General features: G+C 61.5%; 25 protein-coding genes. 14 read left to right on the top strand and 11 right to left on the bottom strand.

Annotated features, from left to right (window positions below; all coding sequences use genetic code 11):
• Positions 1-26 precede the first annotated feature (26 nt).
• Together AC1DTN_RS19680 and AC1DTN_RS19675 are read right to left on the bottom strand one after the other, a co-directional pair.
• A complete protein-coding gene (locus AC1DTN_RS19680) occupies positions 27-638 on the bottom strand; it encodes a pyridoxamine 5'-phosphate oxidase family protein (protein WP_477922210.1) in 612 nt (203 codons plus the stop codon).
• 48 nt (positions 639-686) lie between these two features.
• Positions 687-1,637, bottom strand: coding sequence for an alpha/beta fold hydrolase (locus tag AC1DTN_RS19675; protein WP_113321610.1), 951 nt, complete (start codon positions 1,635-1,637; stop codon positions 687-689).
• Between the two features lie 45 nt (positions 1,638-1,682).
• Between AC1DTN_RS19675 and AC1DTN_RS19670 the strand changes: the two genes are divergently transcribed.
• Both AC1DTN_RS19670 and AC1DTN_RS19665 read left to right on the top strand, forming a co-directional pair.
• The gene (locus AC1DTN_RS19670) at positions 1,683-2,150 is read left to right on the top strand and encodes a MarR family winged helix-turn-helix transcriptional regulator (RefSeq protein WP_439015184.1); all 468 of its coding nucleotides are present in this window, start codon (positions 1,683-1,685) and stop codon (positions 2,148-2,150) included.
• Positions 2,151-2,199: 49 nt separating this feature from the next.
• Positions 2,200-2,823 carry a nuclear transport factor 2 family protein gene (locus tag AC1DTN_RS19665; RefSeq protein WP_477922208.1) on the top strand — a complete coding sequence of 208 codons (624 nt, stop codon included), beginning with the start codon at positions 2,200-2,202 and terminating at the stop codon, positions 2,821-2,823.
• Between the two features lie 21 nt (positions 2,824-2,844).
• On the opposite strand, the gene AC1DTN_RS19660 is transcribed toward AC1DTN_RS19665, so the two are convergent.
• Both AC1DTN_RS19660 and AC1DTN_RS19655 read right to left on the bottom strand, forming a co-directional pair.
• Entirely contained in the window at positions 2,845-4,032 is a 1,188-nt protein-coding gene (locus AC1DTN_RS19660) for a low temperature requirement protein A (protein WP_477922207.1), read from the bottom strand.
• A gap of 36 nt (positions 4,033-4,068) precedes the next feature.
• Complete coding sequence (locus tag AC1DTN_RS19655; RefSeq protein ID WP_439015186.1) at positions 4,069-4,443, bottom strand: gamma-butyrobetaine hydroxylase family protein; 375 nt, start codon at positions 4,441-4,443, stop codon at positions 4,069-4,071.
• Between the two features lie 136 nt (positions 4,444-4,579).
• On the opposite strand from AC1DTN_RS19655, the gene moaA reads away from it, so the two are divergent.
• From moaA to AC1DTN_RS19640, 3 genes are all read left to right on the top strand, one after another.
• Positions 4,580-5,626: a GTP 3',8-cyclase MoaA gene (gene moaA / locus AC1DTN_RS19650; protein ID WP_439015187.1), complete on the top strand. Its 1,047-nt coding sequence runs from the start codon at positions 4,580-4,582 to the stop codon at positions 5,624-5,626.
• A 152-nt stretch (positions 5,627-5,778) separates the two neighbouring features.
• Entirely contained in the window at positions 5,779-6,561 is a 783-nt protein-coding gene (locus tag AC1DTN_RS19645; RefSeq protein ID WP_477922205.1) for an SDR family NAD(P)-dependent oxidoreductase, read from the top strand.
• Positions 6,562-6,666: 105 nt separating this feature from the next.
• Complete coding sequence (locus AC1DTN_RS19640) at positions 6,667-7,188, top strand: GNAT family N-acetyltransferase (RefSeq protein WP_477922204.1); 522 nt, start codon at positions 6,667-6,669, stop codon at positions 7,186-7,188.
• A gap of 34 nt (positions 7,189-7,222) precedes the next feature.
• Here the strand turns inward: AC1DTN_RS19640 and AC1DTN_RS19635 are convergent, their stop codons facing one another.
• The 3 genes from AC1DTN_RS19635 to AC1DTN_RS19625 all read right to left on the bottom strand — a co-directional run bounded on the left by AC1DTN_RS19635 (position 7,223) and on the right by AC1DTN_RS19625 (position 10,894).
• Entirely contained in the window at positions 7,223-7,852 is a 630-nt protein-coding gene (locus tag AC1DTN_RS19635; RefSeq protein WP_442205758.1) for a GNAT family N-acetyltransferase, read from the bottom strand.
• Between the two features lie 162 nt (positions 7,853-8,014).
• Positions 8,015-8,221 carry a CsbD family protein gene (locus tag AC1DTN_RS19630; RefSeq protein WP_113321602.1) on the bottom strand — a complete coding sequence of 69 codons (207 nt, stop codon included), beginning with the start codon at positions 8,219-8,221 and terminating at the stop codon, positions 8,015-8,017.
• A 117-nt stretch (positions 8,222-8,338) separates the two neighbouring features.
• Positions 8,339-10,894 carry a methyl-accepting chemotaxis protein gene (locus AC1DTN_RS19625; protein ID WP_477922284.1) on the bottom strand — a complete coding sequence of 852 codons (2,556 nt, stop codon included), beginning with the start codon at positions 10,892-10,894 and terminating at the stop codon, positions 8,339-8,341.
• A 312-nt stretch (positions 10,895-11,206) separates the two neighbouring features.
• Here AC1DTN_RS19625 and AC1DTN_RS19620 point away from each other — a divergent pair, with 312 nt between their 5' ends.
• Genes AC1DTN_RS19620 through mobB form a run of 3 tightly spaced genes read left to right on the top strand, consistent with a single transcriptional unit; the run spans position 11,207 to position 13,327 of the window.
• Positions 11,207-12,115 (top strand): DMT family transporter, encoded by a 909-nt coding sequence (locus AC1DTN_RS19620; protein ID WP_113321601.1) that lies wholly within the window; start codon positions 11,207-11,209, stop codon positions 12,113-12,115.
• Between the two features lie 17 nt (positions 12,116-12,132).
• On the top strand, positions 12,133-12,762 hold the full coding sequence (mobA, locus tag AC1DTN_RS19615) for a molybdenum cofactor guanylyltransferase MobA (RefSeq protein WP_477922203.1): 630 nt from the start codon (positions 12,133-12,135) through the stop codon (positions 12,760-12,762).
• A 31-nt stretch (positions 12,763-12,793) separates the two neighbouring features.
• Positions 12,794-13,327 (top strand): molybdopterin-guanine dinucleotide biosynthesis protein B, encoded by a 534-nt coding sequence (gene mobB / locus AC1DTN_RS19610; protein ID WP_477922201.1) that lies wholly within the window; start codon positions 12,794-12,796, stop codon positions 13,325-13,327.
• Between the two features lie 151 nt (positions 13,328-13,478).
• Here the strand turns inward: mobB and AC1DTN_RS19605 are convergent, their stop codons facing one another.
• Positions 13,479-15,743, bottom strand: coding sequence for an OmpA family protein (locus tag AC1DTN_RS19605; protein WP_477922200.1), 2,265 nt, complete (start codon positions 15,741-15,743; stop codon positions 13,479-13,481).
• Positions 15,744-16,081: 338 nt separating this feature from the next.
• On the opposite strand from AC1DTN_RS19605, the gene AC1DTN_RS19600 reads away from it, so the two are divergent.
• From AC1DTN_RS19600 to AC1DTN_RS19575, 6 genes are all read left to right on the top strand, one after another.
• Positions 16,082-16,855 carry a transporter substrate-binding domain-containing protein gene (locus AC1DTN_RS19600; RefSeq protein WP_007819184.1) on the top strand — a complete coding sequence of 258 codons (774 nt, stop codon included), beginning with the start codon at positions 16,082-16,084 and terminating at the stop codon, positions 16,853-16,855.
• 113 nt (positions 16,856-16,968) lie between these two features.
• Positions 16,969-17,775 (top strand): ABC transporter permease, encoded by an 807-nt coding sequence (locus AC1DTN_RS19595; RefSeq protein WP_113321599.1) that lies wholly within the window; start codon positions 16,969-16,971, stop codon positions 17,773-17,775.
• On the top strand, positions 17,772-18,602 hold the full coding sequence (locus tag AC1DTN_RS19590) for an ABC transporter permease (RefSeq protein WP_477922198.1): 831 nt from the start codon (positions 17,772-17,774) through the stop codon (positions 18,600-18,602). Before AC1DTN_RS19595 ends, AC1DTN_RS19590 begins: the two co-directional genes overlap by 4 nt.
• 162 nt (positions 18,603-18,764) lie before the next feature.
• Positions 18,765-19,031, top strand: a complete 267-nt coding sequence (locus tag AC1DTN_RS19585; RefSeq protein WP_007816277.1) for an usg protein — start codon at positions 18,765-18,767, stop codon at positions 19,029-19,031.
• Positions 19,032-19,074: 43 nt separating this feature from the next.
• Positions 19,075-19,896 (top strand): class I SAM-dependent methyltransferase, encoded by an 822-nt coding sequence (locus AC1DTN_RS19580; RefSeq protein ID WP_439015197.1) that lies wholly within the window; start codon positions 19,075-19,077, stop codon positions 19,894-19,896.
• Between the two features lie 70 nt (positions 19,897-19,966).
• Complete coding sequence (locus AC1DTN_RS19575) at positions 19,967-20,650, top strand: glutathione S-transferase family protein (RefSeq protein WP_477922197.1); 684 nt, start codon at positions 19,967-19,969, stop codon at positions 20,648-20,650.
• A 15-nt stretch (positions 20,651-20,665) separates the two neighbouring features.
• Here the strand turns inward: AC1DTN_RS19575 and maiA are convergent, their stop codons facing one another.
• From maiA to ssuC, 3 genes are all read right to left on the bottom strand, one after another.
• Positions 20,666-21,316, bottom strand: a complete 651-nt coding sequence (maiA, locus tag AC1DTN_RS19570; protein WP_477922196.1) for a maleylacetoacetate isomerase — start codon at positions 21,314-21,316, stop codon at positions 20,666-20,668.
• Positions 21,317-21,481: 165 nt separating this feature from the next.
• Positions 21,482-22,303, bottom strand: a complete 822-nt coding sequence (locus tag AC1DTN_RS19565; protein WP_477922194.1) for an ABC transporter ATP-binding protein — start codon at positions 22,301-22,303, stop codon at positions 21,482-21,484.
• Positions 22,304-22,314: 11 nt separating this feature from the next.
• Positions 22,315-23,151 (bottom strand): aliphatic sulfonate ABC transporter permease SsuC, encoded by an 837-nt coding sequence (ssuC, locus tag AC1DTN_RS19560; RefSeq protein ID WP_310387790.1) that lies wholly within the window; start codon positions 23,149-23,151, stop codon positions 22,315-22,317.
• Between the last annotated feature and the right edge of the window lie 7 nt (positions 23,152-23,158).

The raw sequence follows: 23,158 nt of genomic DNA, 5'->3' as shown, positions 1-23,158 counted from the left end.
TCTAAAAACCCCGCCTTACCCTCACCTCACCACATCGTCTTGGCAGCCCGCACCGGCCATTCCCGATCATAAGTCTCATGATCGAAATCCCCCACCGCATCCTTCAGCATCTGCCCAGGCGTCGGCAGATTCGCGGGGTCGACGAAGTGCTCCGCATTCCACAGCTCGGCGCGCATCACCGCACGCGCGCACTGGAAATAGACCTCGACGATGCTGATGACGATGACCGTGCGCGGATGTTTGCCATCCATCTCGAAACTCGAAAGCAGCGCCTCGTCGTTGGAGACCACGCCGCGGCCGTTGATGCGCATCACCGTATTCGAGCCGGGAATGAGGAGCATCAGCGACAGGCGTGGATCGCGCACGATGTTGGAAAGCGAATCGACGCGGTTGTTGCCGCGCCAGTCGGGAAGATGCAGTGTCGTGTCGTCGATGATGCGCACCACGCCGCCGATATCGCCGCGCGGCGAGCAGTCGAGCCCTTCCGGGCCGACTGTGGCAAGCGCCGTAAAGGGCGAGATCTCGATCATATGCCGATAGAGCGGTGTCAGCCGTTTCGTCACCTTGTCGACGGATGCCTGCGACAGGCCCGCGCCATAGATTTCGTTGAGCTCTTCGATACTGCTGATGATCTTCATCGCTACCCCGTCCGGTTGGCGGCCGCCTGCCCCGCGACCGGCCGGACGCTACACCGATGCGCGGCGCGCCGGAAGCTCAAAAATCGGAATGATCTCAGCAGGTTTCTTGATGTCTCCCTCAGCCAGAAATGCCGCGACTTCGTCAAGAACTGGGGCGGCCGAGATGATGCGCCGGTGGCCAAAACCGTTCGCCCAGGACAGCCGCACCTGCCCGCCCGAGGCCGCATAACGCCGCGCATGGGAGGCACCGACTTCCTTGTCGTCCTCGGCGTGGATGACCAGCACCGGCTTGCCGATGCCTGCGGCCGTTTTTCCCGCGTCGAAATCCTCAAGTCTGCGACCGGTGACACGCTGCACGACATCCTCGAGCGCTGCCTGCGCGGCCGGCTTCAGCCGCAGCATCCGGCCGAAATCGGTAAACAGCCATTGCATCTCGCTGGGCGAGCCGATCAGCACCATGCGCTCGGTCGAGACGGGTTTTACATCCGGCAGTATGGCGGAGGCCGAGACCATGAGCGCAGCACCACCGAAGGAATGGCCGACGACGGCATCGAAGCGGCCGAAACGCGCTTCCGCAGCAGCAATCGCCTTGACCGCCAGCCCCATATGCAGGAAGCGTCCGCCAGCGCGACCGTGGCCGGGAAAATCGAGCGCGATCACTTCCGCGCCGGTATCCGCCAGCATCGTTACCAGATCGGCCATATAGGCCATGCCGGAGCCCCAGCCATGGGTGACGAGGTAACGCTTGCGCCGCCCGAGCGCCCCGCCGTTCAGCCGGTAGGCATGGGCGCGCTTACCCTCGACCGGCAGCAGGAAGCGTTCCGCGCCCGCAAGCCTGGCAACACCTGCCGCATGCGCCGCCTTCGCCTTCTCGCCTTTTGGCTTGACGGATGGCGTTCGGCAGAACAGCCGGAAGGCCGCTTCGCCGGCAAGACGCGGAGAAACGGATTGCATGAGCGAAAATCCGAGGCGGGTGACCTCAAGCGCAAATTTTGCCATGATGGGATTCCAATAATGTTCAACACTGAACAATAAAGTACAACGATGAACAAAAATCAATCCCTACCCTGGGATCATCCGCGTTTTCGCAGCTGGATCGCGGTGGCTCGCGCCTGCCAGCTCATGCAACAATCCCTGGCGCGCTCGCTTTCCGATCTCGATATCAAGCCGCCGCATCTCGATATTCTCGTCAATCTCTACCGCTTCGAAGGCATTTCGCAGCAGGAGCTGGCCCGTAAGCTGCTGGTCGGCCGCTCCAATATGAGCATGCTCCTGCCACAGATGGAAAAGCGCGGCCTGATCCTTCGCCGCGACGACGAGCGCGACAAGCGCGTGCTGCGCCTCTATCTGACGCCGGAGGGGCGAAAGCTGAGCGAGGAAGCCATGGCCATCCAGACCAGCCTCATCGACCGTGTGCTCTCGGACGAGCCGATCGAGCAATGCATGGCGACCGCCGACTCGATGGAGCGCATCATCACCGTGCTGCTGCAGGATCTGCGTGACGAGGATTGAGCCCGGAGCTATCTTCGAGGCTTGCAGCACACAAGTGGGGGTAGTGACGATGCCGGCATGGGATGACAAGCTTGCAATAAACGAGCTTCTTCAGAACTGGGCGATCTGGCGGGATGCCGGTCATTGGGAGCGTTTCCAGACCGTATGGCACGACGACGCCTGGATGATGGCGACTTGGTTCCAAGGGCCTGCAACGGAGTTTATCCGTGTCAGCCGGGATGGCTGGAACAAAGGCGTAAGCATCCTCCATTTTCTCGGCGGCAGTTCGATCGACATCAGAGCGCATCGGGCGATAGCTCAGACCAAGATGACGATCTCCCAGCGGGCATCGGTTCACGGTTGCCCTTGCGACGTGGTTTGCACCGGGCGCTTCTACGACTTCCTCGAAAAGAGAAATGACCGCTGGGCAATCGTCATCCGGCAGCCGATCTATGAGAAAGACAGGATCGATCCTCTTTCGCCCGCCGATATACTCGGGATCGACCGAGAGGTGCTGCAGGCATTTCCGGAAGGATATCGGCATCTCGCCTATATACAGGAGCAGATCGGATATCGAGTAAAGCGCGATATGCCGGGCCTGAAGGGCAAACAGGTGGAAGCTCTATACGAGCGCGGCAATCGCTGGCTGGAAGGGCTTTCCGTTACACCGCAGGAGTTTCTGCGTGATGCATGACCTTTTGCGATGCCGGACTCTCTAATGCAACACCGGCCCGGCCGGCGCCCGCGTCAGCGACTTGTACTCCCAGGCCGCCACGATAATCAGCACCAGCGCCGCCAGAATGCCCATTACATAGACCTGTATGAACGGCGCAAAGAAGGCGCAGAGGATCAGGATGACGATGCCGGCGAGATGGGAGAGCGGCAGACGGCCGCTGGTGGCGCCCTTGAACCAGAGATTGCCGATCAGGAAGAGGCCGCAGCCGCCGAGCACGGAAGCGGCAATGGCGAGGCTGCCCGTCTCATGTGGATGTTCGAACATGAATTCCACCGCCACGGCGTGCACGATGATGCCTGCGAGAACAGGAATATGCGCATAGGTGAAGGCCTGCCGTGCGATACTGCCAGGCGTATCCGTGTGCTCGATGCGGTGTGCCGCGCGCTCATGGCCGAAGCGGAAATAGAGCCACCACATGGCGACCGTGCCGATGAAACCGATCAGAAAGACCACGCCGGTCATGGCGGAGAATTCCATTTCGGAGAAGGTGCGGCCGGATACGAGGATCGCTTCGCCGAGGCAGATGATGATGAAAAGCGCGCAACGCTCCGCCATATGCGCGCCGGAAACATCCCACTCCGCCGCATTCGATCTGCCGAGGCCAGGCACGACAAAGGAGAGCGCCGGCCCGCAATATTCGATGGCGAGCGCGATGACCCAGCAGATCAGCCGTGCTTCATGCTCCAGCAGCCCGCCAGCGATCCAGAATATGCCGGAAACGGCAAAATAGGCGGTAATGCGCACGAAGTTGAGCGTGGCCGAACGGCCTGCAGCCCGCATCGCATAGGCAGTGAAGGCCGAGCGGCCGACCTGCATCAGTAAGTAGGCTGAGGCGAAGAGCAGGCCTTTTTCGCCGAATGCTTCGGGAATGGAGGCCGAAAGAATGAGGCCGAGCATCATCATCACGATCAGCATGGATCGCACCGGCATGCGCTCGGGGTCGAGCCAGTTCGTCGCCCAGGCAGTGAAGATCCACACCCACCAGACGGCAAACATCATCAGTGCGGCTTCGGCGGCGCCCAGCAGCGTGTAATGCGCAAAGAGCGCATGCGACAGCTGTGAAATGGAAAAGACGAAAACGAGATCGAAGAAGAGTTCCAGGAATGTAACCCTGCTGCCGGTATGCCCGTGGGCTCGCAGCCAGCTCTTTTTATGCGTTTCCGTCATGTGCCCCCTCGTCGCCCCTTCGCCTGATACTAAAGATTATCTTGGTTTTTCCGCTGCGTCGCGGCTCATTCCCTTTTCCTTCAGCTCCTCCTCGTAGGCCGAGAAAAGCTCAAAGCCGCGCTCGCCGAGTTCGCGCAGATAGGTCCAGGTATATATGCCGGTATCGTGCATGTCGTCGAAGCCGATGCGCACGGCATAATTGCCCGTCGGGATCATTGAGATGATGGCGACATTGCGCTTGCCCGGCACCGTGACCTTCTGCCCCGGCCCATGCCCCTGAACCTCGGCCGACGGCGACAGCACGCGCAGAAGCTCGGCCGAGAGATCGAAGCTCTGCCCGTCATTGAAGCTTACCACCAGCCTCTGGCGGTCTTTCGAAACCCGGAGTTCGGTGGGCCAGATATCGCTCATCGTTATGTCCTCTTCTTCTGCGAGGAGTAGGCGCTGATCTTTTTCGGCGCAAGCGTAATTTGCCGTGGCGCCGAAAGCTGTTTCCCTTGACGCCACAATAGCATATGCCCACATTAAGGAGAGTACGGAGATTGACGTGAACACCATAGTCGGAACGATAGGCAATGCCTCGCCGCTGGTAGCGGATGCAGCGCCGATGATTGACCCCTTCGGGCGTGCCGTCACCTATCTACGCGTTTCCGTCACCGACCGCTGCGACTTCCGCTGCACCTATTGCATGGCGGAAAACATGACCTTCCTGCCGAAGAAGGACCTCTTGACGCTGGAAGAGCTCGACCGGCTCTGTTCCGCCTTCATCGCTAAGGGCGTGCGCAAGATTCGCCTGACCGGTGGCGAGCCGCTTGTGCGCAAGAACATCATGTACCTGGTACGCCAGCTTGGCCGCCAGGTCGGCTCCGGTCTCGACGAGTTGACGATCACCACCAACGGCTCGCAGCTCGCCCGCCACGCCGAGGAGCTCTATGACTGCGGCGTGCGCCGCATCAATGTTTCCCTCGATACGCTCGATCAGGAGAAATTCCGCAAGATCACCCGCTGGGGCGATTTCGCCAAGGTCATGGAAGGCATCGACGCCGCCCAGAAGGCCGGGCTGAAGATCAAGCTCAATGCCGTGGCGTTGAAGGATTTCAACGAAGCGGAAATGCCCGACATGCTGCGCTTCGCGCATGGCCGCGGCATGGATCTCACCGTCATCGAAACCATGCCAATGGGCGAGATCGAAGAAGACCGCACCGACCAGTACCTGCCGCTCTCAAAACTGCGCGCCGATCTGGAACGGCAATTCACGCTTGCCGATATCGATTACCAGACCGGCGGCCCTGCCCGCTATGTCCGGGTCGCGGAAACCGGCGGCCGCCTCGGCTTCATCACGCCGCTCACCCATAATTTTTGCGAGAGCTGCAACCGCGTGCGCCTCACCTGCACCGGCACGCTCTATATGTGCCTCGGCCAGAACGACGCCGCCGACCTGCGCGCGGCATTGCGCGCCACCGAAGACGACGGCCTGCTCCATGCGGCCATCGACGAGGCAATCACGCGCAAGCCCAAGGGCCACGATTTCATCATCGACCGCACCCACAAGCGCCCGGCCGTTGCCCGGCATATGAGTGTCACCGGGGGCTGAGATGCGGTCCCGCGAAGCGGGAGCAATCGATTGCAGCGTTGAACGCCCTGAGCCATGCATGGCGCCCTCCCTTCAGCCATCGAGCACCTGATCTTGCAGTGAGCCGCAAGGCACGCTCATATGGCATGACTGTGTGAACATGGAATCGCCGAATGCCCACTGACACCAGCCCAAAACGTTATCCCGAAATGCAGGGCAAGATAGCCCTCGTCACCGGCGGATCGGCCGGCATCGGCCTTGCGACCGCACAGGCTTTTGCCCGCGAGGGTGCCACCGTCATCATCGCCAGTCGCAACGAGAAACGCGCAAAACAGGCGCTTGCCAGCCTGCCGGATGGCAGCGCCAGTTGGGTCGAATGCGACGTGGCCAATGGCAAGTCTGTGGAAAGGCTGATCTCCGGCATCGTCAAGCAATATGGTCGGATCGACTACGCCTTCAACAATGGCGGCAGCGGCGGACGCGGCGCACCGCTTGGAAGCCTCGGCGAGGATGCCTGGCGCAAGACCATCGACGGCTACCTGACCTCGGTCTTCCTCTGCATGCGCTATCAGATCCCGGCCATGCAGAAGAACGGTGGCGGTGTCATCATCAACAACTCATCCGTTGATGGCCTGCGCGGCTATCCCTTTCCGGGCGGTGCGGCCTATGCAGCCGCAAAACACGGCGTCATCGGGCTGACGAAGAGTGCCGCACTCGAATATGCCCGCGAGGGTATCCGCATTACCGCGATCTGCCCCGGCTGGGTCGGCACCCCGCCCGTCGAATCCTTTATGAAAAAGAGCGCCGATATTGCGGCCGCCATCATCGCCCAGACGCCGATCGGCAGGGTCGCCACGCCGCAGGAGATTGCAGAGGGCGTGCTGTGGCTCTGCTCGGATGCCTCTTCCTTCATGCTTGGAAGTCCGCTGGTGCTGGATGGCGGCTACATGAGTTGAGAGACTATGTTTCGCCGCACGAGAGAACAGGAAGAGGCTATCTGGCGGGACATCGTTATCGCTATTCCCTGTCCCCGTGCCTTTCCTTTGCCAAGCGGAGCATGAATGACTGACGGCAATGATATTCCAATGAATGAGACGCGCCGCACCGACAGGCTACTGCTGCGCCCACCGACGATGGAGGATCTTCATTTTCTGACGGAGCTGTTCGCAAAGCCTGAACTGGTCGCGCACAGGCCCGTGCCTCTGCCGGACAGCCCTGAAGAAAGCGCCGCGCGGCTGGCGAAGGACATGGCGCATTGGGAACAACACAGCTTCGGCCGCTTTGCAGTCATCGTCAATGGTGAGCTGATCGGCTTTGGCGGTGTCACCGTGTCGAATGAGTTCGAGGGTCTCAACCTCTCCTATCATCTCGATCCCGGAAGCTGGGGACACGGTTACGCAACCGAACTCGTTCGCGGCATACTGGCCTTTGCCTTCGAAGAGCTGAGTGCCCGCCGCATCATCGGGCTGGTGCGCCCGGCCAATCCCGCATCTCGCCGCGTTCTAGAGAAATGCGGCTTCGGCTTCGAAGGCCAGGTCATGCTCCACGGTGCGCCGACGAACCTTTACAGCCTTCTATCCTGAAACTTTCGAAGAGCCCTCTCCGCCTGGCATTGCCTTACTCGAGGATGGGCACATGCGGCGCCGCCGACCGCGGCAAGACTCCGGTCAGCCGCGGATCATCCGTGACTTCGACCATGAAGGCATAGGGGCTGAAGCCGGACCGCTGATAGAAGGGCAGCGCGTTCGGGTGGTCGAAATGGCAGGTGTGGACCCAGAGTCGCTCGATCGGATGCGCCCAGGCGATGGACAAAGCATGATTCATCAGATAGCGCCCCGCCCCTGTTCCGATGGCGCTTTCTCCGACCCCGAAGAAGACCAGTTCACATTGGCCGGGCTGCCGGAAATCAAGCTCCAGCATTCCGGCTTGCAGGCCATTCGAGAGCAGCACATAGATTTCCACCAAGGGGTCGCCGATGACGGCTTTCAGCGCCTCATCGGCCATGACCAACCGGGAAACCCAAAGCCAGTCCTCACCGATCGCCCGGAAGAGCTGCCGATAAGTCTGCGGATCGGGCGCCAGCATCCTCTCCAGGGAAAGCCCCGCAGTGTTGCCGATCTCCCTCGGCAGCGGCTTCTCGGTCATTTCCAGACAGGTGACGGCGTTTGCAAGCTTGCCCCTGGGAACCGGAGAATATCCCATGGGCAGTTCGGGGTTCGAGTGGTCCGATTTTTCCGCGGTACTCATGTCTCGTCTATCCGTTGTGCGCCGTTTCAAGATGTCCAATGGAGATCAGGATTCGGCTATCGACTCAACCCGCTTTGCCGCGGCTGATAACCAGCACGAAAAAAGCCCCGCATCAGCGGGGCCAAGTCTTTCTGAGTGGAATACTCTGATGTCGGATTGTTATCAGTGCCAGGTCTGGCCGTTGTACCAGGTATCGACGTCGCTGCGGATGCGGTCCTTGGCGAGGCCGTAGCGTTCCTGCAGCTTGCCTTCAAGCTGTTCGCGGCGGCCGTTGATCTGGTCGAGGTCGTCGTCGGTGAGCTTGCCCCACTGTTCCTTGACCTTGCCCTTCACCTGCTTCCAGTTACCTTCAACACGGTTCCAATCCATCACGGTTCTCCTTTGTTGGACATGGTTGGAAAACGACGCAGGCGCCAAATTGTTCAAAAGAAAAACCCGCGGTTGGAAAACCGCGGGCCCTTTCTGATCTCAAGCCGATGCATTGACTTATGCAGCACGGCCCGTCCAGCGACCCTCGGCGCGGCCATATCCATGCACCTCGCCTTCGTCACCGGTGCGGAAGCGGTTGACCTTGTCCGAGAGCATGTCCACACGCTGGCGCAGGCCCTGGATTTCGGCATTGTTCTCTTCCACCATCGCCGCATTCTGCTGGGTGATGAGCTCCACGTCATGCACCGCCTTGCTGACCTCGTGGAGGCCTGTCGACTGTTCGCCTGTCGCAGCCGAAATCTCGGCGACGAGGCGCTGCACGCCGCCGACATGGGCGATGATTTCGGCGAGCGCCTGGCCGGTTTCCTCGACAAGCTCTACGCCGCTCTGCACCTGGCCGGAACTCGCCGAGATCAGTTCCTTGATCTCGCGGGCGGCCTTGGCGCAGCGCTGGGCAAGTTCACGCACTTCCTGCGCCACGACCGCAAAGCCGCGACCCGCCTCGCCTGCACGTGCTGCTTCGACGCCCGCATTCAGCGCCAGGAGGTTGGTCTGGAAGGCGATCTCGTCGATCACGCCGATGATGGTGGCGATCTTTTCGGACGACCGGTTGATTTCGCCCATCGCATCGACGGCCTTGGCAACGACTTCACCGGAACGGGTCGCAAAAACCTGCGTCTCGTTGACGGATTGCGCCGTCTGCTTGGCACGGTCGGCGGTCGAGCGCACGACATTGCTCAAGTGCCGCAGCGCCCGCGAGCTCTCCTCGAGTGCGGCCGCCTGCTGTTCGGTGCGGCGCGCGAGATCGTCGGCCGAGGAGGCGAGGTTGCCCGTGCCGCCCTTGATCTCGACGGTGGCGCCGCGCACATCGGCCAACGTCTGGCGGAGTGCCTCGACGGCATGATTGTAGGTATCGGCCATATCGACGAAATCGCTGGCGAGATCGCGACGCATGCCGATTTCTAGATTGCCTTGTGCCAGCTGCTGCAGCACGTCGGAGAGAGCATTCAGCGCCTGCTTCTGTTCGGCCTCGATGCGAGCGCGCTCGGCGGTGCGGCGGCTCGCCTCGTCGGCTGAGAGCACCCGCGCGCTTTCGGCCTCCTTCTCGAGCCGGACGTTTTCGACAGCCGCATCACGGAAGACAGCGACCGAGCGAACCATGTCGCCGATCTCGTCGCCGCGGTTACGGCCTTCGATGGCAACTTCGAGATCGCCATTAGCAAGCCGGGTCATCACGTCTGAAACGCGCTTCAGCGGGCCGCGCAGGGTTTCGACCAGCATCAGCCCGCCGATGATCGCCAGCAGCGTCCCGAGGATCATCGCAAAGACAGAAACATTGGCCGAACGCTCGCTGTCTTCCTTGCCGAGTTCCTGCGCCTGGCTGACGAACTGGCGAAGCGAGGCCATTGCGCCGGAGAGGATTTCGGATGACTGCTGGCGTGCCGCCTTCCAATCTGCAGCCGCCTTCAGCATGTCTGCAGAAGCAGCGGTCAGCGAAACGGCAGCCGGGGCGACCTTGTCTGCGAAAGCCTTCATGACGGCATCATTGGCGCCGAGCGCAGAGATCTTCTTGGCGGTTTCGGTCAGCACCTTGAGGTCGGCAAGAACCACGTCCCGCGCGGCGGCATCGCGCGCGCTCAGCATCTGGCTCACATGCACCTGCAACCGGTCGGCGCTGTCGCGCACCTGGTCGACCGAGGTCAAAAGCTCGCGCTGTTCGGCAATGCTCTTGTCGAGGCTGACGAAACGGGCGGATGCCGTGTCGCTGTTCTTGGCCGACTGCAGCGTCATCTGACCCTCGGTATTGACGAAGCCGGTCAGTAGCGGCGCCATGCCGGAGGCTTTCTCATCCGGTGTGCCGCTGCCCTTCAGGAGCGCATCGAGCTTGCCGGCTGTCTCGGCGACCTGTCCGATCAATGGCTGGCCATCCTGGGACACCATGGCCTTGGCGACATCGAGTTGCTTCAGGATCTCGGCAATATGCTGCTGGGCGGCCTCAATCTGCTCCTCGGGCGTAAAGCCCATCTGGATGTCGACGCGCATCGCGCCCATGATATCGGTCAGCGACTTGAAGGCGGCAGAATTGTAGAGCAGCGCCTTGGCGAAGACTTCCTTGTCGGTGAAATCCTTGCGCACGAGATCGGTCTGGCTGCCGGCTTCATCCGCCGCAGCCCGGATCGCCTGCACCGTCTTGTTGATGGCCGCGACGCTCGCATCTTCCGTCTGGCGCAGGCCCCACAACGTCTCCTGCTGCTTGCGCATGGCTGACGCCAGGCCGCTGACTTCGGTCAGCTGGCTGCGCTGGTCGCCGGTCTTCAGCAAGCCGTTCAGGCGCGCGACGCCGCTCTCCTGCGCATCGATCGCCTTGCCGAAACCGGCTTTGCTCGCATCCGAAGGGTCTGAGACGAACTCCTGGAGTGCGGCCTGCAGGTTCTCGAAATCGGAGATGTTTTCGATCGTCGCGCGCGTCACCGTCATGTGGCCGTTCAGGATATTGGCCGTGTGGTAACCGAGGATGCCGACACCGGCGATCAGCACGACGAGCGGGATGACGAACAGCAGGACCTTGGTGACGATGCGACGGCTTTGCAGAAGTCGGTCGATGAAGTGCATGGGACGCGGCGCCTTGAAGCTGATGGTACCGTCCACTCCGCAATCATTCCGGATGGTTCGGCGGCCTCCTCCATCATGAAGAGTGGTCGCATGTTTCGCTGAATCGGTTGATACAACCTTAATCCGCAACCGGAAGATTTGGGAATTATCCTTATATTTCTAATATTTGCCGCAACTGCACAAGGATTTGCCTTCCCTTACGCTAGGTTGCGCTGCGCTGCAGCATCGAATTATTGCAGGTGTGGCATTCCTCCGATTCCCTTGCTGTCGGTTCCCTTCTAAAAGGGCTTGTAAGGTAAGGGAATCTCCAGCATGCCGCGATCACGCAATACCGAAGGCGCCATCTATATGAGCATGGCGATGGCGGGCTTTTCCTCAAGCGACGCACTCTCCAAATCGGTCATTTCCTACATGAATGCCGGCGAGATCATGTTCCTGCGTGGCCTCTTCACCAGCATCCTCGTCTATCTGATCGCCTGGAAGCTGGGCGCGCTGCGGCCCTGGCGGGTCATGCTCAAACCCGTTATCGCTCTGCGCATTGCCTGTGAGATCATCGCCGCCGTCACCTACATTACCGCTCTCGGCATGATGCCGATCGCCAATGCCTCGGCGATCCTGCAGTCTCTGCCGCTCGTCGTCACCTTCGGCGCGGCACTCTTCTTCAAGGAGCCGGTCGGCTGGCGGCGCTGGATGGCGATCCTTGTCGGCCTCATCGGCGTGATGATCATCATCCGCCCCGGCCCGGAAGGCTTTACCGCCGCCGCCCTCCTCTGCGTCGGCAGCGTCGCCTCCACCGCCGGCCGCGATCTCGCCACCCGCAGCATCAGCAAGGATATTCCCTCGCTGATGATCACGACGGTGACGGCGGTTTCGGTAGCAATCTTCGGCGCGCTGATGATCCCCTTCCTCGGCGGCTGGGAACCGGTCAGCGTCACCTCGCTCACGCATCTGCTGCTTGCCTCCGTGCTGGTGCTCGTCGGCTACCAGTCGGTCATCCTCGCCATGCGTACCGGCGAGATCTCCTTCGTGGCACCCTTCCGTTATACGAGCCTGATCTTCTCTTCTTTGCTCGGCTTCTTCTTCTTTGCCGAAGTGCCTGATTTCTGGACGCTGGTGGGTGCCGCCATCGTTATCGCCTCCGGCCTCTATACGTTCTATCGTGAGGCCAAGCGCCACGTGCCGCCGGTCGCGCAGGAATCGGCGCCCCGCTCGCCCGTGTGATAGTCCGAGGTATCGCCATGACTGACTTCGTGCTCGACCAATCGACCATTCCCGGCGTCGTGCTGGCCGGCGGGCGCTCATCGCGCATGGGCCGAGACAAGGCGGGCGTCACGCTCGGCGGCCGCAGCCTGCTCTCCCATGTTCTGGCCCGCCTCTCGCCGCAGACGGCACAGATAGCCGTCAATGCCGATGCGGCCGACGGACACGACCTGCCCGTTGTTTCCGACCGTATTCCCGGCAAGGCGGGGCCGATGGCCGGCATTCATGCGGCCATGGTCTATGGCGCCGGCCTGCCTTCCACCCATGTCGTCACCGTCTCCGTCGATTGTCCCTTCCTTCCGGCCGATCTTGTTAGCCGGCTTGCGGGCGCGGTAAGCCATCCCAAACAGATCGCCATTGCTGCCTCGGAAGGCCGCAGCCATCCGGTCTTCGGCCTTTGGCCGACGGCCCTCGCCGGGGATCTGGAAGAATGGGTCAGGATCGACGAGAAGCGCCGTGTTCGCGACTTCCTCTTGCGTCATGACGTTACGGAAGTCTCCTTCCCGCTGCATCCGACCCGCGCCAGCGTTCTCGATCCCTTCTTTAACATCAACACGCCGGATGATTTAATAGAGGCCGAACGCTGGCTGGAGGCACTTCGTGCATGAAAAAGATGGGCACATGAAAGAAAATGGGCGGATGACACAGAAAATCTTCGGCATCGCCGGCTGGAAGAATTCCGGCAAGACGGGCCTTGCGGTGCGCCTCGTCGAGGAATTCACCCGCCGCGGCTATCGCATCTCCACCATCAAACACGCCCACCACGATTTCGACATCGACAAGGTCGGCGCCGACAGCTACCGCCACCGCCAGGCCGGCGCCCATGAGGTGACGATCGTCTCGGGCACCCGCTACGCCATCATGCACGAGTTGCGCGGCGCCCCGGAACCGACATTCGAGGAGATATTGGCGCGGCTTGCGCCTTGCGATCTGGTGCTGATCGAGGGCTACAAGCGCGAGCCGATCCCGAAGATCGAGGCGCGGCGGCTGGAGGCCGCAAGGCGCGATCCGCTGGCGCCTGAGGATCCGCATATCGTGGCGATTGCGGCGGATCACGAGGTCGAGGATGCTGCAGGGCTCGCCTTGTTTGATCTCAATGATACGATCGCGATTGCGGATTTTGTTGCGCGCACGGTTGATCTTGGGGCTCCTCCGTCTCCCCAACCGGCGTGAGCGAACGTCTGAGCGGATAGCGAAGACCGCATTTGTTTTACCTGCGACCCCTCATCCGACCCTTCGGGCTCCTCCCATCATCGCCATCACAAAATAAAAAGGGCGAGGCCCTCACGGACCCCGCCCTCCTCATAAGATTCCAGGTATTCGCTTACCTGTTCTGTGCCACCGGCCGCACCAGCGGCGTCACACGGCGAATGGTCACACGCCGATTCTCCTGGTTCGGTCCTGCTGTATTCACCTTCAGATAGCGCTCGCCATAACCCTGAGTCGCAAGGTTCTCCGGCGGGATGCCATAGACATCCGTCAGTACGTTGGCGACCGATTCCGCGCGCTGGTCAGACAGAATCAGGTTGCTCTGGTCAGAACCCACCGCATCCGTGTGGCCTTCGATCAGGAAGGTCTCGCTCTTGTTCTTGTCGAGCACTTCGTTGATCGCATCGGCCACCTTGCGCAGCGTGCGGGCCTGGGTCATCGGGATTTCCGCACTGCCGGTCGCAAAGGTCACCGTATCCAGGTCGATGCGGCGCACCTTGTCGCGGATACGGGCGGAATATTTCACCTCGTTCAGCGAATATACGCGTTCGACCGGCTCGACAGGCGGCTCGCTCAGGAACTCGTAATAGTCACGGTCCGGATCGGTGCTGGTGTCGATGATATAGTCGTTCAGCGGCACGCGCAGGCGCATCGGCGGCAGGTCGGCACCCGCATCCTCGAAGTAATCGCGGTCCGGATCCTCATAGAGCTCGGGAGAATAATAGAGCACTTCTTCCCGGCCGCGGGCATCGACGCGCGAGCGCTGGATGATGTCGCCGTACCGGTTGCGGATCGTCACGATGCGATAGCCCTCTGGCCGCATGATCGTCTCGCGGTAGCGGTCGCCCGAAAGCTCCTCGTAGCTCGGCCGTTCGCCGTCACGCAGGAACCGGCGGTCGTCATCGCTGCGCACCACGGTGCGGTCGCCGAACTGAATGATGATACGGCTGTCGTCCGTGCTCTCGCCGTAGTTTGCACCTTCCTGCCGGTCGAACTGCGGGCGGCGGTCCATGCGGCGGCCCTGCTCGCGGGTCACGGCTTCCATCTCGACCGGCGCGCGCTGCTGGCCGCGGCTCAGCGACTGGGCCTCGGCATCCGAGGTCGGTAGCTTGAAATCCTGGCTGTCGGCGCGCTGGCGGTCGCGGTCGCGGCGACCCTGCCGGCCCTGGCTGCGGTCGGCATCCTTGTCGCTGTCGAGAACGGCGGCACCATTCTCAACCGGCAGGACGATGGTCTCGCTGCTCTTGGCCGGGTCCTGGGCGATCTGCTTGCGGCGCTCCAGCTCCTGCGGGGTGACCTTTTCAGGCGCCGGAATGGCCTGTTCGGCCTGCTGCGGCGCACCGGCTGCCGGCTGTTCGCCAGGCTGCGGCACGATGGCGGCAGGCTGTTCAGGCTGCTGGCCGGGTACGGGCTGGACAGCCTGCTGACCATTGGCGGGCTGTTCGCCAGCGGTAGGCTTTTCAGCGGTTGCCGGCTTTTCAGCGGTTGCCGGCGTTTCAGTTGCAGCGGGCTTTTCGGCTGTCGCAGGCTTTTCCGCCGGGACGGGCTTCTCGCCTGTCGGCTGTTCGGCCGTTGCGGGCTTTCCGGCTGGGACGGGTGCCTCACCAGAAGGTGCTGCCTGCTGCTCGGTTGTCGCGGGACGCTTGCCGCCGGCTGGCCGCTTGCCGCCCTGCTGCTCCGCCGGCTGCTCTGTCGTTTCCGTCTTCTGGCGCTGCGGGCGCTGGCGCGGTTTTTCAGCAGGCTGATTCGCCTCGCCGGCGGCCGGAGCTTCGACAGCGGGCTGCTGCGAGTCAGGAGCGGCCTGCTCGGCATTCTGCTTGCGATCGCGCTGGCGCTTCGGCTGCTCTGCCGGGGGCTGTTCCGCCTGCGGCTGCTGAGCTTGCGGCTCGGCCTGCTGTTCCGGCTGTGCCTGCTTCTGGCGGCGCGGCCGCTGCGGTTCCTCGGCGGCAGGAGCCTGCTGGTCGGGTGTTGCCTGTTCGGGCTGGGCTTCGCGCTGGCGGCGTGGACGTGCGGGCTCCTCGGCCGCGGGTGCCTGGGCTTGCGGCTCTGCCTGCGGTTCGGGCTCGCGCTGGCGCTTGGGCTTCTGTTCCGGTTCCGGAGCGCTTTCGGCGGGCGCCTCGCGCTTCTGCGGCTTCTCGGCGGGCGCCTCCTGCTGCTGTTGCTGCTCTTCTGCCTGCTTCTTCTTTTTCAGGAGCTCCTCTTCGGAAGGTGCGTCCTGCGCCACCTCGTAGCTGCCCCCAACGACGGTATTGGCAACAGTGCCGGCAGCGCCATGCTGAACCCCGCCGACTGCGGCGTAAGCGCCTACCGGCGGCACTACGAAGGCAAGGGAAAGCAGCGGAAAGGCCGCGCTCGCAAACAGTCTGGATTTCATGCCCATATGGGGTTTCCTCGTCCTTGTTTTGACTTCGACCGGGGCTCACTGCCCCGCAATCACGGCTTTTTGTGCACCAGGCGAAACTCAAAGCGCTAAAGTGCCGATTTGTTCCGGAAGCTAGGAAGGCACGCATTAACCTCGCCTGAACGTGGCGGTCGGTCCCCGTTCATGTCGGCTCGCACGTTGGCTGCCGGTTGCAGCGCACAATTGCGGCGGGATTCCTGTTGCAATTTTGTGAGAAAAGGTTTGATTATCGCCGCAAGACGGTGGTGGCACCGTCGAAGTGTGCGGCCTCCGGCGAACAACAAAAAGGCCCGGAGCCACCAACAGAGAGGATCCTCATGCGCATTTCCACCAAGCTCCTTGCTGCTGCCTCGATGGCGGCAATGTCTCTCTTCGCCGGCGCGGCGCTTGCCGACGGCGAAAAATATGTGATCGGCACGGACTCGACCTATCCGCCTTTCGAATTCGTCGACGCCAGTGGCACCATTCAGGGCTTCGACATCGATGTCGCCAAGGCACTCTGCGCCCAAATGAAGGCCGAATGCTCCTTCGTGTCCACTGACTGGGACGGCATCATCCCGGCTCTGAACGCCAAGAAGTTCGACATGATCGTCTCTTCCATGTCGATCACGCCTGAGCGCCTCAAGCTCGTCGACTTCTCCAACAAGTACTACAACACCCCGCCGGCAATCGCCGTGCCGAAGGACTCCACGATCACCGATGTTGCCGGCCTCAAGGGCAAGGTGATCGGCGCGCAGACCTCCACGACCCATGCCAACTACGCCGAGAAGCATCTCGCCGACACCGAACTGAAGCTCTACCCGACGGCTGACGAGTACAAGCTCGACGTCTCCAGCGGCCGCGTTGATGCCGTCATCGACGACGTCGTCGTTCTCTCCGAATGGGTCAAGTCCGATGCCGGCTCCTGCTGCAAGATCCTGACGACCCTGCCGGTCGACAAGGAAATCAACGGCAACGGCGCAGGTATCGCCATCCGCAAGGGCGATCCGCTGAAGGAAAAGCTGAACACCGCAATCGCCGCGATCCGCGCCAGCGGTGAGTACAAGAAGATCCAGGAAAAGTACTTCGATTTCGACGTTTACGGCGAATGATAAATTCGCTATCTGGCCGATGAAGATGATGGCGGAAGGCTTGCTCTTCCGCCATTTTTGTTTGACAAAGGTGGCAATATCAAAACGGCAAAAGCCGTGAGGGGAATTCTGGCATGGGCGGATTATTTTCCGCGCTTGGCTCCTTCTGGAGCCTGATTGTGCACATCGTCGATCCACTGTGCGGGCCCGTTGGCATCTTCACCTGGTTAGCGCCGTCGACGATTCTTGCCTGTGGCGATACCGGCTGGGGCGACGAGATCGCACTCGGCCTGCAGGTCACCGTTTCGGTGGCGGTCGTCACCTTGCCGATCGGTCTCGTCATCGGTTTTCTGGTCGCGCTCGGCCAGCAATCGGAAGAAAAGTCGCTGCGGCTCGCCGCCGGCGTCTACACCACGATCTTCCGCGGCCTGCCGGAGCTTCTGACGCTCTTCATCATCTATTACGGCATGCAGATCCTCATCCAGTATCTGCTGGATCTCGCCGGCTATAATGGCCCGCCGGTCGAAATCAACGCCTTCTTTGCTGGCGTCATCGCGCTGTCGGTCGTCTTTTCCGCCTATTGCTCGGAAGTGCTGCTCTCGGCGTTCCGCGCCATTCCCAAGGGGCAATATGAAGCGGGAGACGCGCTCGGCCTGCATCGCGGCCGCACGCTGCGCCTCATCGTCTTGCCGCAGCTCGTTCGCATCGCCCTGCCGGGCCTGACGAATCTCTGGATGGTGCTGCTGAAGGACACGTCCTATGTGTCGATCATCAGCCTTGCCGATATCCTGCGCCAGACGAGTGTCGCCGTGCGCGTGACCAAGGAGCCCTTCTTCTTCTATGGCCTGGCCTGCTGTCTCTATCTGGCGCTGGCCATCCTTTCCTCCTTCCTGCTCGTCTATGTCGACCGCTGGGCCAAGCGCTCGGAGGTCCGTCGATGAGCTACGCTGAAACATTGATCCCCCCGCAGCCGGCACCCCGCGCCGTGGCAAAGCCGATGACGGCCTCACGCCTCGCCGGCAATATATTCGTGGCCTTCTGGGCGCTGCTTGCCGCACTCCTGATCTACACCGTCATCAATGGCTGGGATCCGGAGAAGTTCACCCGCTACGGGCCGCGTTATCTGCACGGCCTGTGGATGACGCTCAGCATTGTGGGCATTTCGGTCGTCTGCGGCGCCGTGCTGTCTCTGCCGCTCGCCATGGCGCGCATGTCAAAAAATCGCGTGCTGAACTGGCTCGCCTACGGCTACATCTATTTCTTCCGCGGCACGCCGCTGCTGGCCCAGCTATTCCTGGTCTATTACGGCCTCGGTGCGTTCCGGCCGCAGCTGGAAGCGGTCGGTCTCTGGTGGTTCTTCCGCGATGCCTGGTTTTGCGGCGTCTTCGCCATGACCATCAATACCGCCGCCTATCAGGCGGAAATCCTGCGCGGCGCCATTGAAAGCGTGCCGTATGGCCAGCGCGAAGCGGCCGATGCACTCGGCATCCACCGCATCATCGCTTTCCGCAAGATCATCCTGCCGCAGGCCTTCATCGTGGCGCTGCGCCCCTATGGCAACGAGATCATCCTGCTGATCAAGGGCTCGGCGGTCGTTGCCATCATCACCGTGCTCGACCTGATGGGCGAGACGCGTTATGCCTTCTCGCGTACCTTCGACTACCAGACCTATCTGTGGGCGGYGATCTTCTATCTCACGATCGTGGAAGCCTTGCGCCACCTCTGGGGCTGGATCGAGCGCCGCCTGACGCGCCACCTGAAGCGCTGAAGAGACTTGGCAGCACTCTCCTATTGCTGCTGCCAAGTTATTGAAATCAAAAACAAATAGCGCTTTTATGCGATATCTGTCAAGCTTCCGTTAACCACGGCATGATCTCATATCATGCAGCGCTAATAAGCGCAGAGTGGGAACAAGAAGAAGTGAGACAATATGCACAAGGACATGGAAAAGCAGCTTAAGGGTTACGGGCTGACGACGGCCCAGATCCTCTACCGCATGCCGGATCATCCGGCCTTTCTTCAGACCTATATCTGGCAGGACTACGACCTCGCACCGGACTTTCCGGAAATGCATGGTTTCCTGAAGTTCTGGCAGGAGAAACTGGATGGGCCGCTGCATTCGGTGCGTTACATTCACCGCAGGCTCATTTCGGCAACGGAGTGGCGCTCCCTTAAGGGCGAATTCATATTGCACTGAAATTGCAGTTGCGATGGTAAGCTGTGGGCTCTAAAACGCCCGCATGAACAAAAAGAAGATCGACGAAGAGGCTCTCGCGGAAGCCTATAACCGCGCTCTTGCGCTTGAAAAAGCCGGTGACATCGATGCGGCCGTGGAAGCCTATCAGGAGGTCCTGGCCATCGATCCCGACGATCACGGCGGTGCGGCTGTGCGTATTGCCTCCATGGGCCGCGGCGAAACGCCTGTTCGAGCGCCGGACGCCTATGTGGAAACTCTCTTCGATCAGCATGCCGAAGTCTTCGAGGATGTGCTGGTGGAACAGCTCGGCTACCATGTGCCGATGCTCGTGCGCCAGCGCCTGCAGGACCTGAAGCTCGGCCCTTTCAAGCGCATGCTTGATCTTGGTTGCGGCACGGGCCTGACCGGCAGCGCGCTGAATGACCTCTGCGAGGAGATGATCGGCATCGATATCTCCGAGAATATGGTCGTCATCGCCGATGAGAAGGAAGTCTATGAGACGCTCTTCGTTGCCGAGGTCGAGGATTTCCTCGACGACAATGAAGAGGATCCTTTCGATCTGATCACCGCGACTGACGTGCTGCCCTATCTCGGCGCGCTGGAGCCGCTGTTCTTCGGCGCTGCAGAGAACATGAATGCCGGCGGCATCTTCATCTTCTCCTCGGAAACCCTGCCCGAAAGGCTGGCAGACGGCCGCCCCTATATGGTCGGCCCGCACCAGCGCTTCATCCACACCGAGACCTATATCCGCGAGCGCCTGGCCGCCACAGGCTTCGAGCTCATCGAGATGATGGAGATCAACGTGCGCATGCAGGAGGGGAGGCCGAGCCCCGGCCATCTGGTGACGGCGCGTTATAACGGCTGAACGTGCCATCTGGCATTTTGCGGGCGCCTTGCTAATTTCTTGACCTGATCTCTTCAGGAAAGGTCAATGCATGGCGCTCGTTCTCTACCAGCATCCGCTTGCCTCCTTCTGCCACAAGGTGCTGATCGCGCTTTACGAGAACGGGACGCCCTTCGAAAACCGCTTCGTCGATCTCGCCGACGAGCAATCGAGCGCCGACCTTCTGCGTTTCTGGCCCGTCGGCAAGATCCCCATCCTGCGCGACGAGACGCGCGACAGCACGATTCCCGAAACCAGCATCATCATCGAATATCTGGACCGGCACTATCCCGGCCCTGTTTCACTCGTGCCGGAGGAAACCAATGCCGGCCTGCAGGTCCGCCTCTGGGACCGTTTCTTCGATCTCTATGTGCAGGTGCCGATGCAGAAGATCGTCATAGACCGGATACGCCCGGAAGGCTCGGCCGATCCGCACGGCGTCAATGAAGCGCGCGCCATGCTGTCTCTCGCCTATGACATGGTGGAAAAGCAGATCGACGGCAAAGCCTGGATCACCGGCGACGCCTTCACCATGGCCGACTGCGCCGCGGCACCCGCCCTCTTCTACGCCCGCACGCTGGTGCCCTTCACCGAGAAGCGCCCGGGCATCGAAGCCTATTACCGCCGCCTGCTGGAGCGCCCCTCCTTCGCCCGCGTGCTGAAGGAGGCGCTGCCCTATTTCAAGTTCTACCCCTACAAGGAAAACCTGCCGGACGAATTCAGGCCGCAGGAATAGCGGGCGCCCGCCTTGCTAGTGAGCGTTCGAGTAGCCGGCCTGCCGAGAAGGATGGGCCTGCGCAAATTCCGGAAGGTCGAAACAGCGCCTCCCGAGAGCCGCCAGGGACGGAAAGGCCGAGAGGTCGATCTTGTTGAGATCGGCCATGACGATCTGGCCGGCGATGCAGATATCGGCAATGCCGGGGGCCTCTCCGAGCGCAAACGGTGCCGGCGGGCGCCGGGTGAGCAGGCGCTCGTAGGTCGCAAGTCCCTCCGTCGTCCAATGCCGGCACCATGTCTCGATCGCGGATGCATCTGCGCCGAATGCCTGGCCGAGATGTTTGCGCACGCGCGGCACGATCAGCGGGTGGGCATCGGCGACGGCGACCAGCGCCAGCGACCGAGCATAGGCTTTCTCCCTGGCATCCTCGGGCATCAGGCGCGGCTGCGGATGGATATCGTCGAGATATTCCATGATCGCCAGCGATTGAAAGAAGCGATGGCCATCGTGAACCAGGGTGGGCACGACATGTTCGGCGTTCACTTCGGCATAAGCAGCATCGAACTGACGCCCGGAGAGAATATCGATTTCGATTTCCTCGAAAGGCAGTTTCTTCAGGGCAAGCGCGACGCGGACACGAAAAGCCGCGTTTGAGCGCCAGAAGCCGTAGAGTTGAATGGTCATGGGAGTGATCCGCTCTGATTGAATGCCAGGTCTCGCGATGATGCGAACCTGCTCTTAATCTAGCGGATGATCCGCCCTCGCGTCTCGCCTCGCGCCATCGCAGCGACGCAATGTCACTTGCCGGCATTCAGGTGCCTGCCTTCCGGAAGGCGACGAATGGCGAGCCTAATGCCCGCCATCGCTACCGAGAATCGCCGACAGCAGCCGCCCTTCGAGCTCCGCCAACGCCGGATTGCCGTGGCGGCGCGGGTGCGGATAGGGAATGGCGAGATCAAGCGCGATGCGGCCCTCTTCCAGTACGATCACCCGGTCGGCGAGATGCACGGCTTCGCTGACATCATGGGTGACGAGCACAGTGGTGCATCCGAGTTCGCGCCAGACGCGGTTCAGCAATTGCTGCATGCTGATGCGAGTGAGCGCATCCAGCGCGCCGAGCGGTTCATCGAGCGCCAGAATGCCCGGCTTGCTGACGAGCGCACGGGCGAGCGCCACGCGCTGACGCTGGCCGCCGGAGAGGCGTGCCGGCCATTCGCCTGCCTTTTCGGCAAGCTGCACTTCATCAAGCACAGCCCGGGCTTCCTCACGCGCACGCTTCTTTTCGACGCCTTCGCCGAGACCGACGACGACATTGTCGGCGACGCTGAGCCAGGGCAAGAGCCGCGGTTCCTGGAAGACAATGCGAGCATTCGGATGCGTCTCGCTGCCATCAGCACCTTCGAAGTGTAGATCGCCCGACGTAGGTTCATCGAGGCCCATCAGGATGCGCAGCAGCGTGCTCTTGCCACAGCCGCTCTTGCCGATAACGGCGACGAACTGGCCGGCCGGAATATGCAGATTGATGCCGCGCAGCACCCGGTTGGCGCCAAAGCTCTTTTCGAGACCGGAAAGTGTGATGGCAGCAGCGCCTTCACCGGCGGCAACCGGATGGTTCTCGGAGAATTCTACAGCTTCGGCGGCATGAAAACGTTCGTGCGTGACAACGGTCATGGCTTCAACTCCTACTTGGCGTAAGCCGGGTTCCACTTGAGCGTCTGACGCTCCAGCGCGCGGGCGACGACATCGGCGAGCTTGCCGAGCACGGCATAGATGACGAGCGCCAGCACCACGACATCGGTCATCATGAATTCGCGGGCATTGTTGGCCATGTGGCCGATGCCCGAGGATGCGGCAATCGATTCCGAGACGATCAGCGTCAGCCACATGATGCCGAGCGCATAACGCAGCCCGACGAAGATCGACGGCAGCGCGCCGGGGAAGATCACCTTGCGGAACAGCGTCCAGCCGCTCATGCCATAGACCTTGCCCATCTCGATCAGGTCGCGATCGACATTGCGCACGCCATGATAGGTGTTGAGATAGACGGGAAAGAGCACGCCGAGCGAGGTGAGGAACAGCTTCGATTCCTCACCGATGCCGAACCAGAGGATGACGAGCGGGATCATCGCCAGATGCGGAATGGTGCGTAGCATCTGCAGCGTCGTATCCGTCAGCTGCTCCGAGAGTTTCGACACGCCATTGGCAATGCCGAGCAGGAAGCCGATCGAGCCGCCGACCAGAAGGCCGGCAAAGGCCCGCGCCGCGCTGACCATAACGTCCTCAGGCAATTGCCCCGAGATCGTCGTCGTCCAGAAGGCAGAGGCGACATCGGCCGGAGACGGCATGATGCGCGAGGAAATCCAGCCGACAGAACAGCCAAGCTGCCAGAGTGCGACGATCGCAACCGGCACCAGATAGGGCAGCAGCTTGTCGCGGCCGGGCAGCGGCAGGCGGAAACCCGCCCTACCCTTGCGCGTCTCGGCGGCAGCCCGCGCAAACGGCGTATCGAAAGTCGACATGGATATC

The sequence above is a fragment of the Rhizobium sp. 01T444 genome, from assembly GCF_056398305.1.
This window is presented reverse-complemented; position numbering and strand designations above follow the sequence as displayed.

What these genes read in the sequence shown, in the direction of transcription:
- AC1DTN_RS19565 (WP_477922194.1), bottom strand. Translation starts at nt 22,303, where the DNA reads ATGACCGTTGTCACGCACGAACGTTTTCATGCCGCCGAAGCTGTAGAA.
- AC1DTN_RS19660 (WP_477922207.1), bottom strand. Translation starts at nt 4,032, where the DNA reads ATGACGGAAACGCATAAAAAGAGCTGGCTGCGAGCCCACGGGCATACC.
- maiA (WP_477922196.1), bottom strand. Translation starts at nt 21,316, where the DNA reads ATGACCATTCAACTCTACGGCTTCTGGCGCTCAAACGCGGCTTTTCGT.
- mobA (WP_477922203.1), top strand. Translation starts at nt 12,133, where the DNA reads ATGACTGACTTCGTGCTCGACCAATCGACCATTCCCGGCGTCGTGCTG.
- AC1DTN_RS19625 (WP_477922284.1), bottom strand. Translation starts at nt 10,894, where the DNA reads ATGCACTTCATCGACCGACTTCTGCAAAGCCGTCGCATCGTCACCAAG.
- AC1DTN_RS19680 (WP_477922210.1), bottom strand. Translation starts at nt 638, where the DNA reads ATGAAGATCATCAGCAGTATCGAAGAGCTCAACGAAATCTATGGCGCG.
- ssuC (WP_310387790.1), bottom strand. Translation starts at nt 23,151, where the DNA reads ATGTCGACTTTCGATACGCCGTTTGCGCGGGCTGCCGCCGAGACGCGC.
- AC1DTN_RS19605 (WP_477922200.1), bottom strand. Translation starts at nt 15,743, where the DNA reads ATGGGCATGAAATCCAGACTGTTTGCGAGCGCGGCCTTTCCGCTGCTT.
- mobB (WP_477922201.1), top strand. Translation starts at nt 12,794, where the DNA reads ATGACACAGAAAATCTTCGGCATCGCCGGCTGGAAGAATTCCGGCAAG.
- AC1DTN_RS19640 (WP_477922204.1), top strand. Translation starts at nt 6,667, where the DNA reads ATGACTGACGGCAATGATATTCCAATGAATGAGACGCGCCGCACCGAC.
- AC1DTN_RS19665 (WP_477922208.1), top strand. Translation starts at nt 2,200, where the DNA reads ATGCCGGCATGGGATGACAAGCTTGCAATAAACGAGCTTCTTCAGAAC.
- AC1DTN_RS19585 (WP_007816277.1), top strand. Translation starts at nt 18,765, where the DNA reads ATGCACAAGGACATGGAAAAGCAGCTTAAGGGTTACGGGCTGACGACG.
- AC1DTN_RS19630 (WP_113321602.1), bottom strand. Translation starts at nt 8,221, where the DNA reads ATGGATTGGAACCGTGTTGAAGGTAACTGGAAGCAGGTGAAGGGCAAG.
- AC1DTN_RS19600 (WP_007819184.1), top strand. Translation starts at nt 16,082, where the DNA reads ATGCGCATTTCCACCAAGCTCCTTGCTGCTGCCTCGATGGCGGCAATG.
- AC1DTN_RS19675 (WP_113321610.1), bottom strand. Translation starts at nt 1,637, where the DNA reads ATGGCAAAATTTGCGCTTGAGGTCACCCGCCTCGGATTTTCGCTCATG.
- AC1DTN_RS19645 (WP_477922205.1), top strand. Translation starts at nt 5,779, where the DNA reads ATGCCCACTGACACCAGCCCAAAACGTTATCCCGAAATGCAGGGCAAG.
- AC1DTN_RS19655 (WP_439015186.1), bottom strand. Translation starts at nt 4,443, where the DNA reads ATGAGCGATATCTGGCCCACCGAACTCCGGGTTTCGAAAGACCGCCAG.
- AC1DTN_RS19670 (WP_439015184.1), top strand. Translation starts at nt 1,683, where the DNA reads ATGAACAAAAATCAATCCCTACCCTGGGATCATCCGCGTTTTCGCAGC.
- AC1DTN_RS19575 (WP_477922197.1), top strand. Translation starts at nt 19,967, where the DNA reads ATGGCGCTCGTTCTCTACCAGCATCCGCTTGCCTCCTTCTGCCACAAG.
- AC1DTN_RS19595 (WP_113321599.1), top strand. Translation starts at nt 16,969, where the DNA reads ATGGGCGGATTATTTTCCGCGCTTGGCTCCTTCTGGAGCCTGATTGTG.
- AC1DTN_RS19635 (WP_442205758.1), bottom strand. Translation starts at nt 7,852, where the DNA reads ATGAGTACCGCGGAAAAATCGGACCACTCGAACCCCGAACTGCCCATG.
- AC1DTN_RS19620 (WP_113321601.1), top strand. Translation starts at nt 11,207, where the DNA reads ATGCCGCGATCACGCAATACCGAAGGCGCCATCTATATGAGCATGGCG.
- AC1DTN_RS19580 (WP_439015197.1), top strand. Translation starts at nt 19,075, where the DNA reads ATGAACAAAAAGAAGATCGACGAAGAGGCTCTCGCGGAAGCCTATAAC.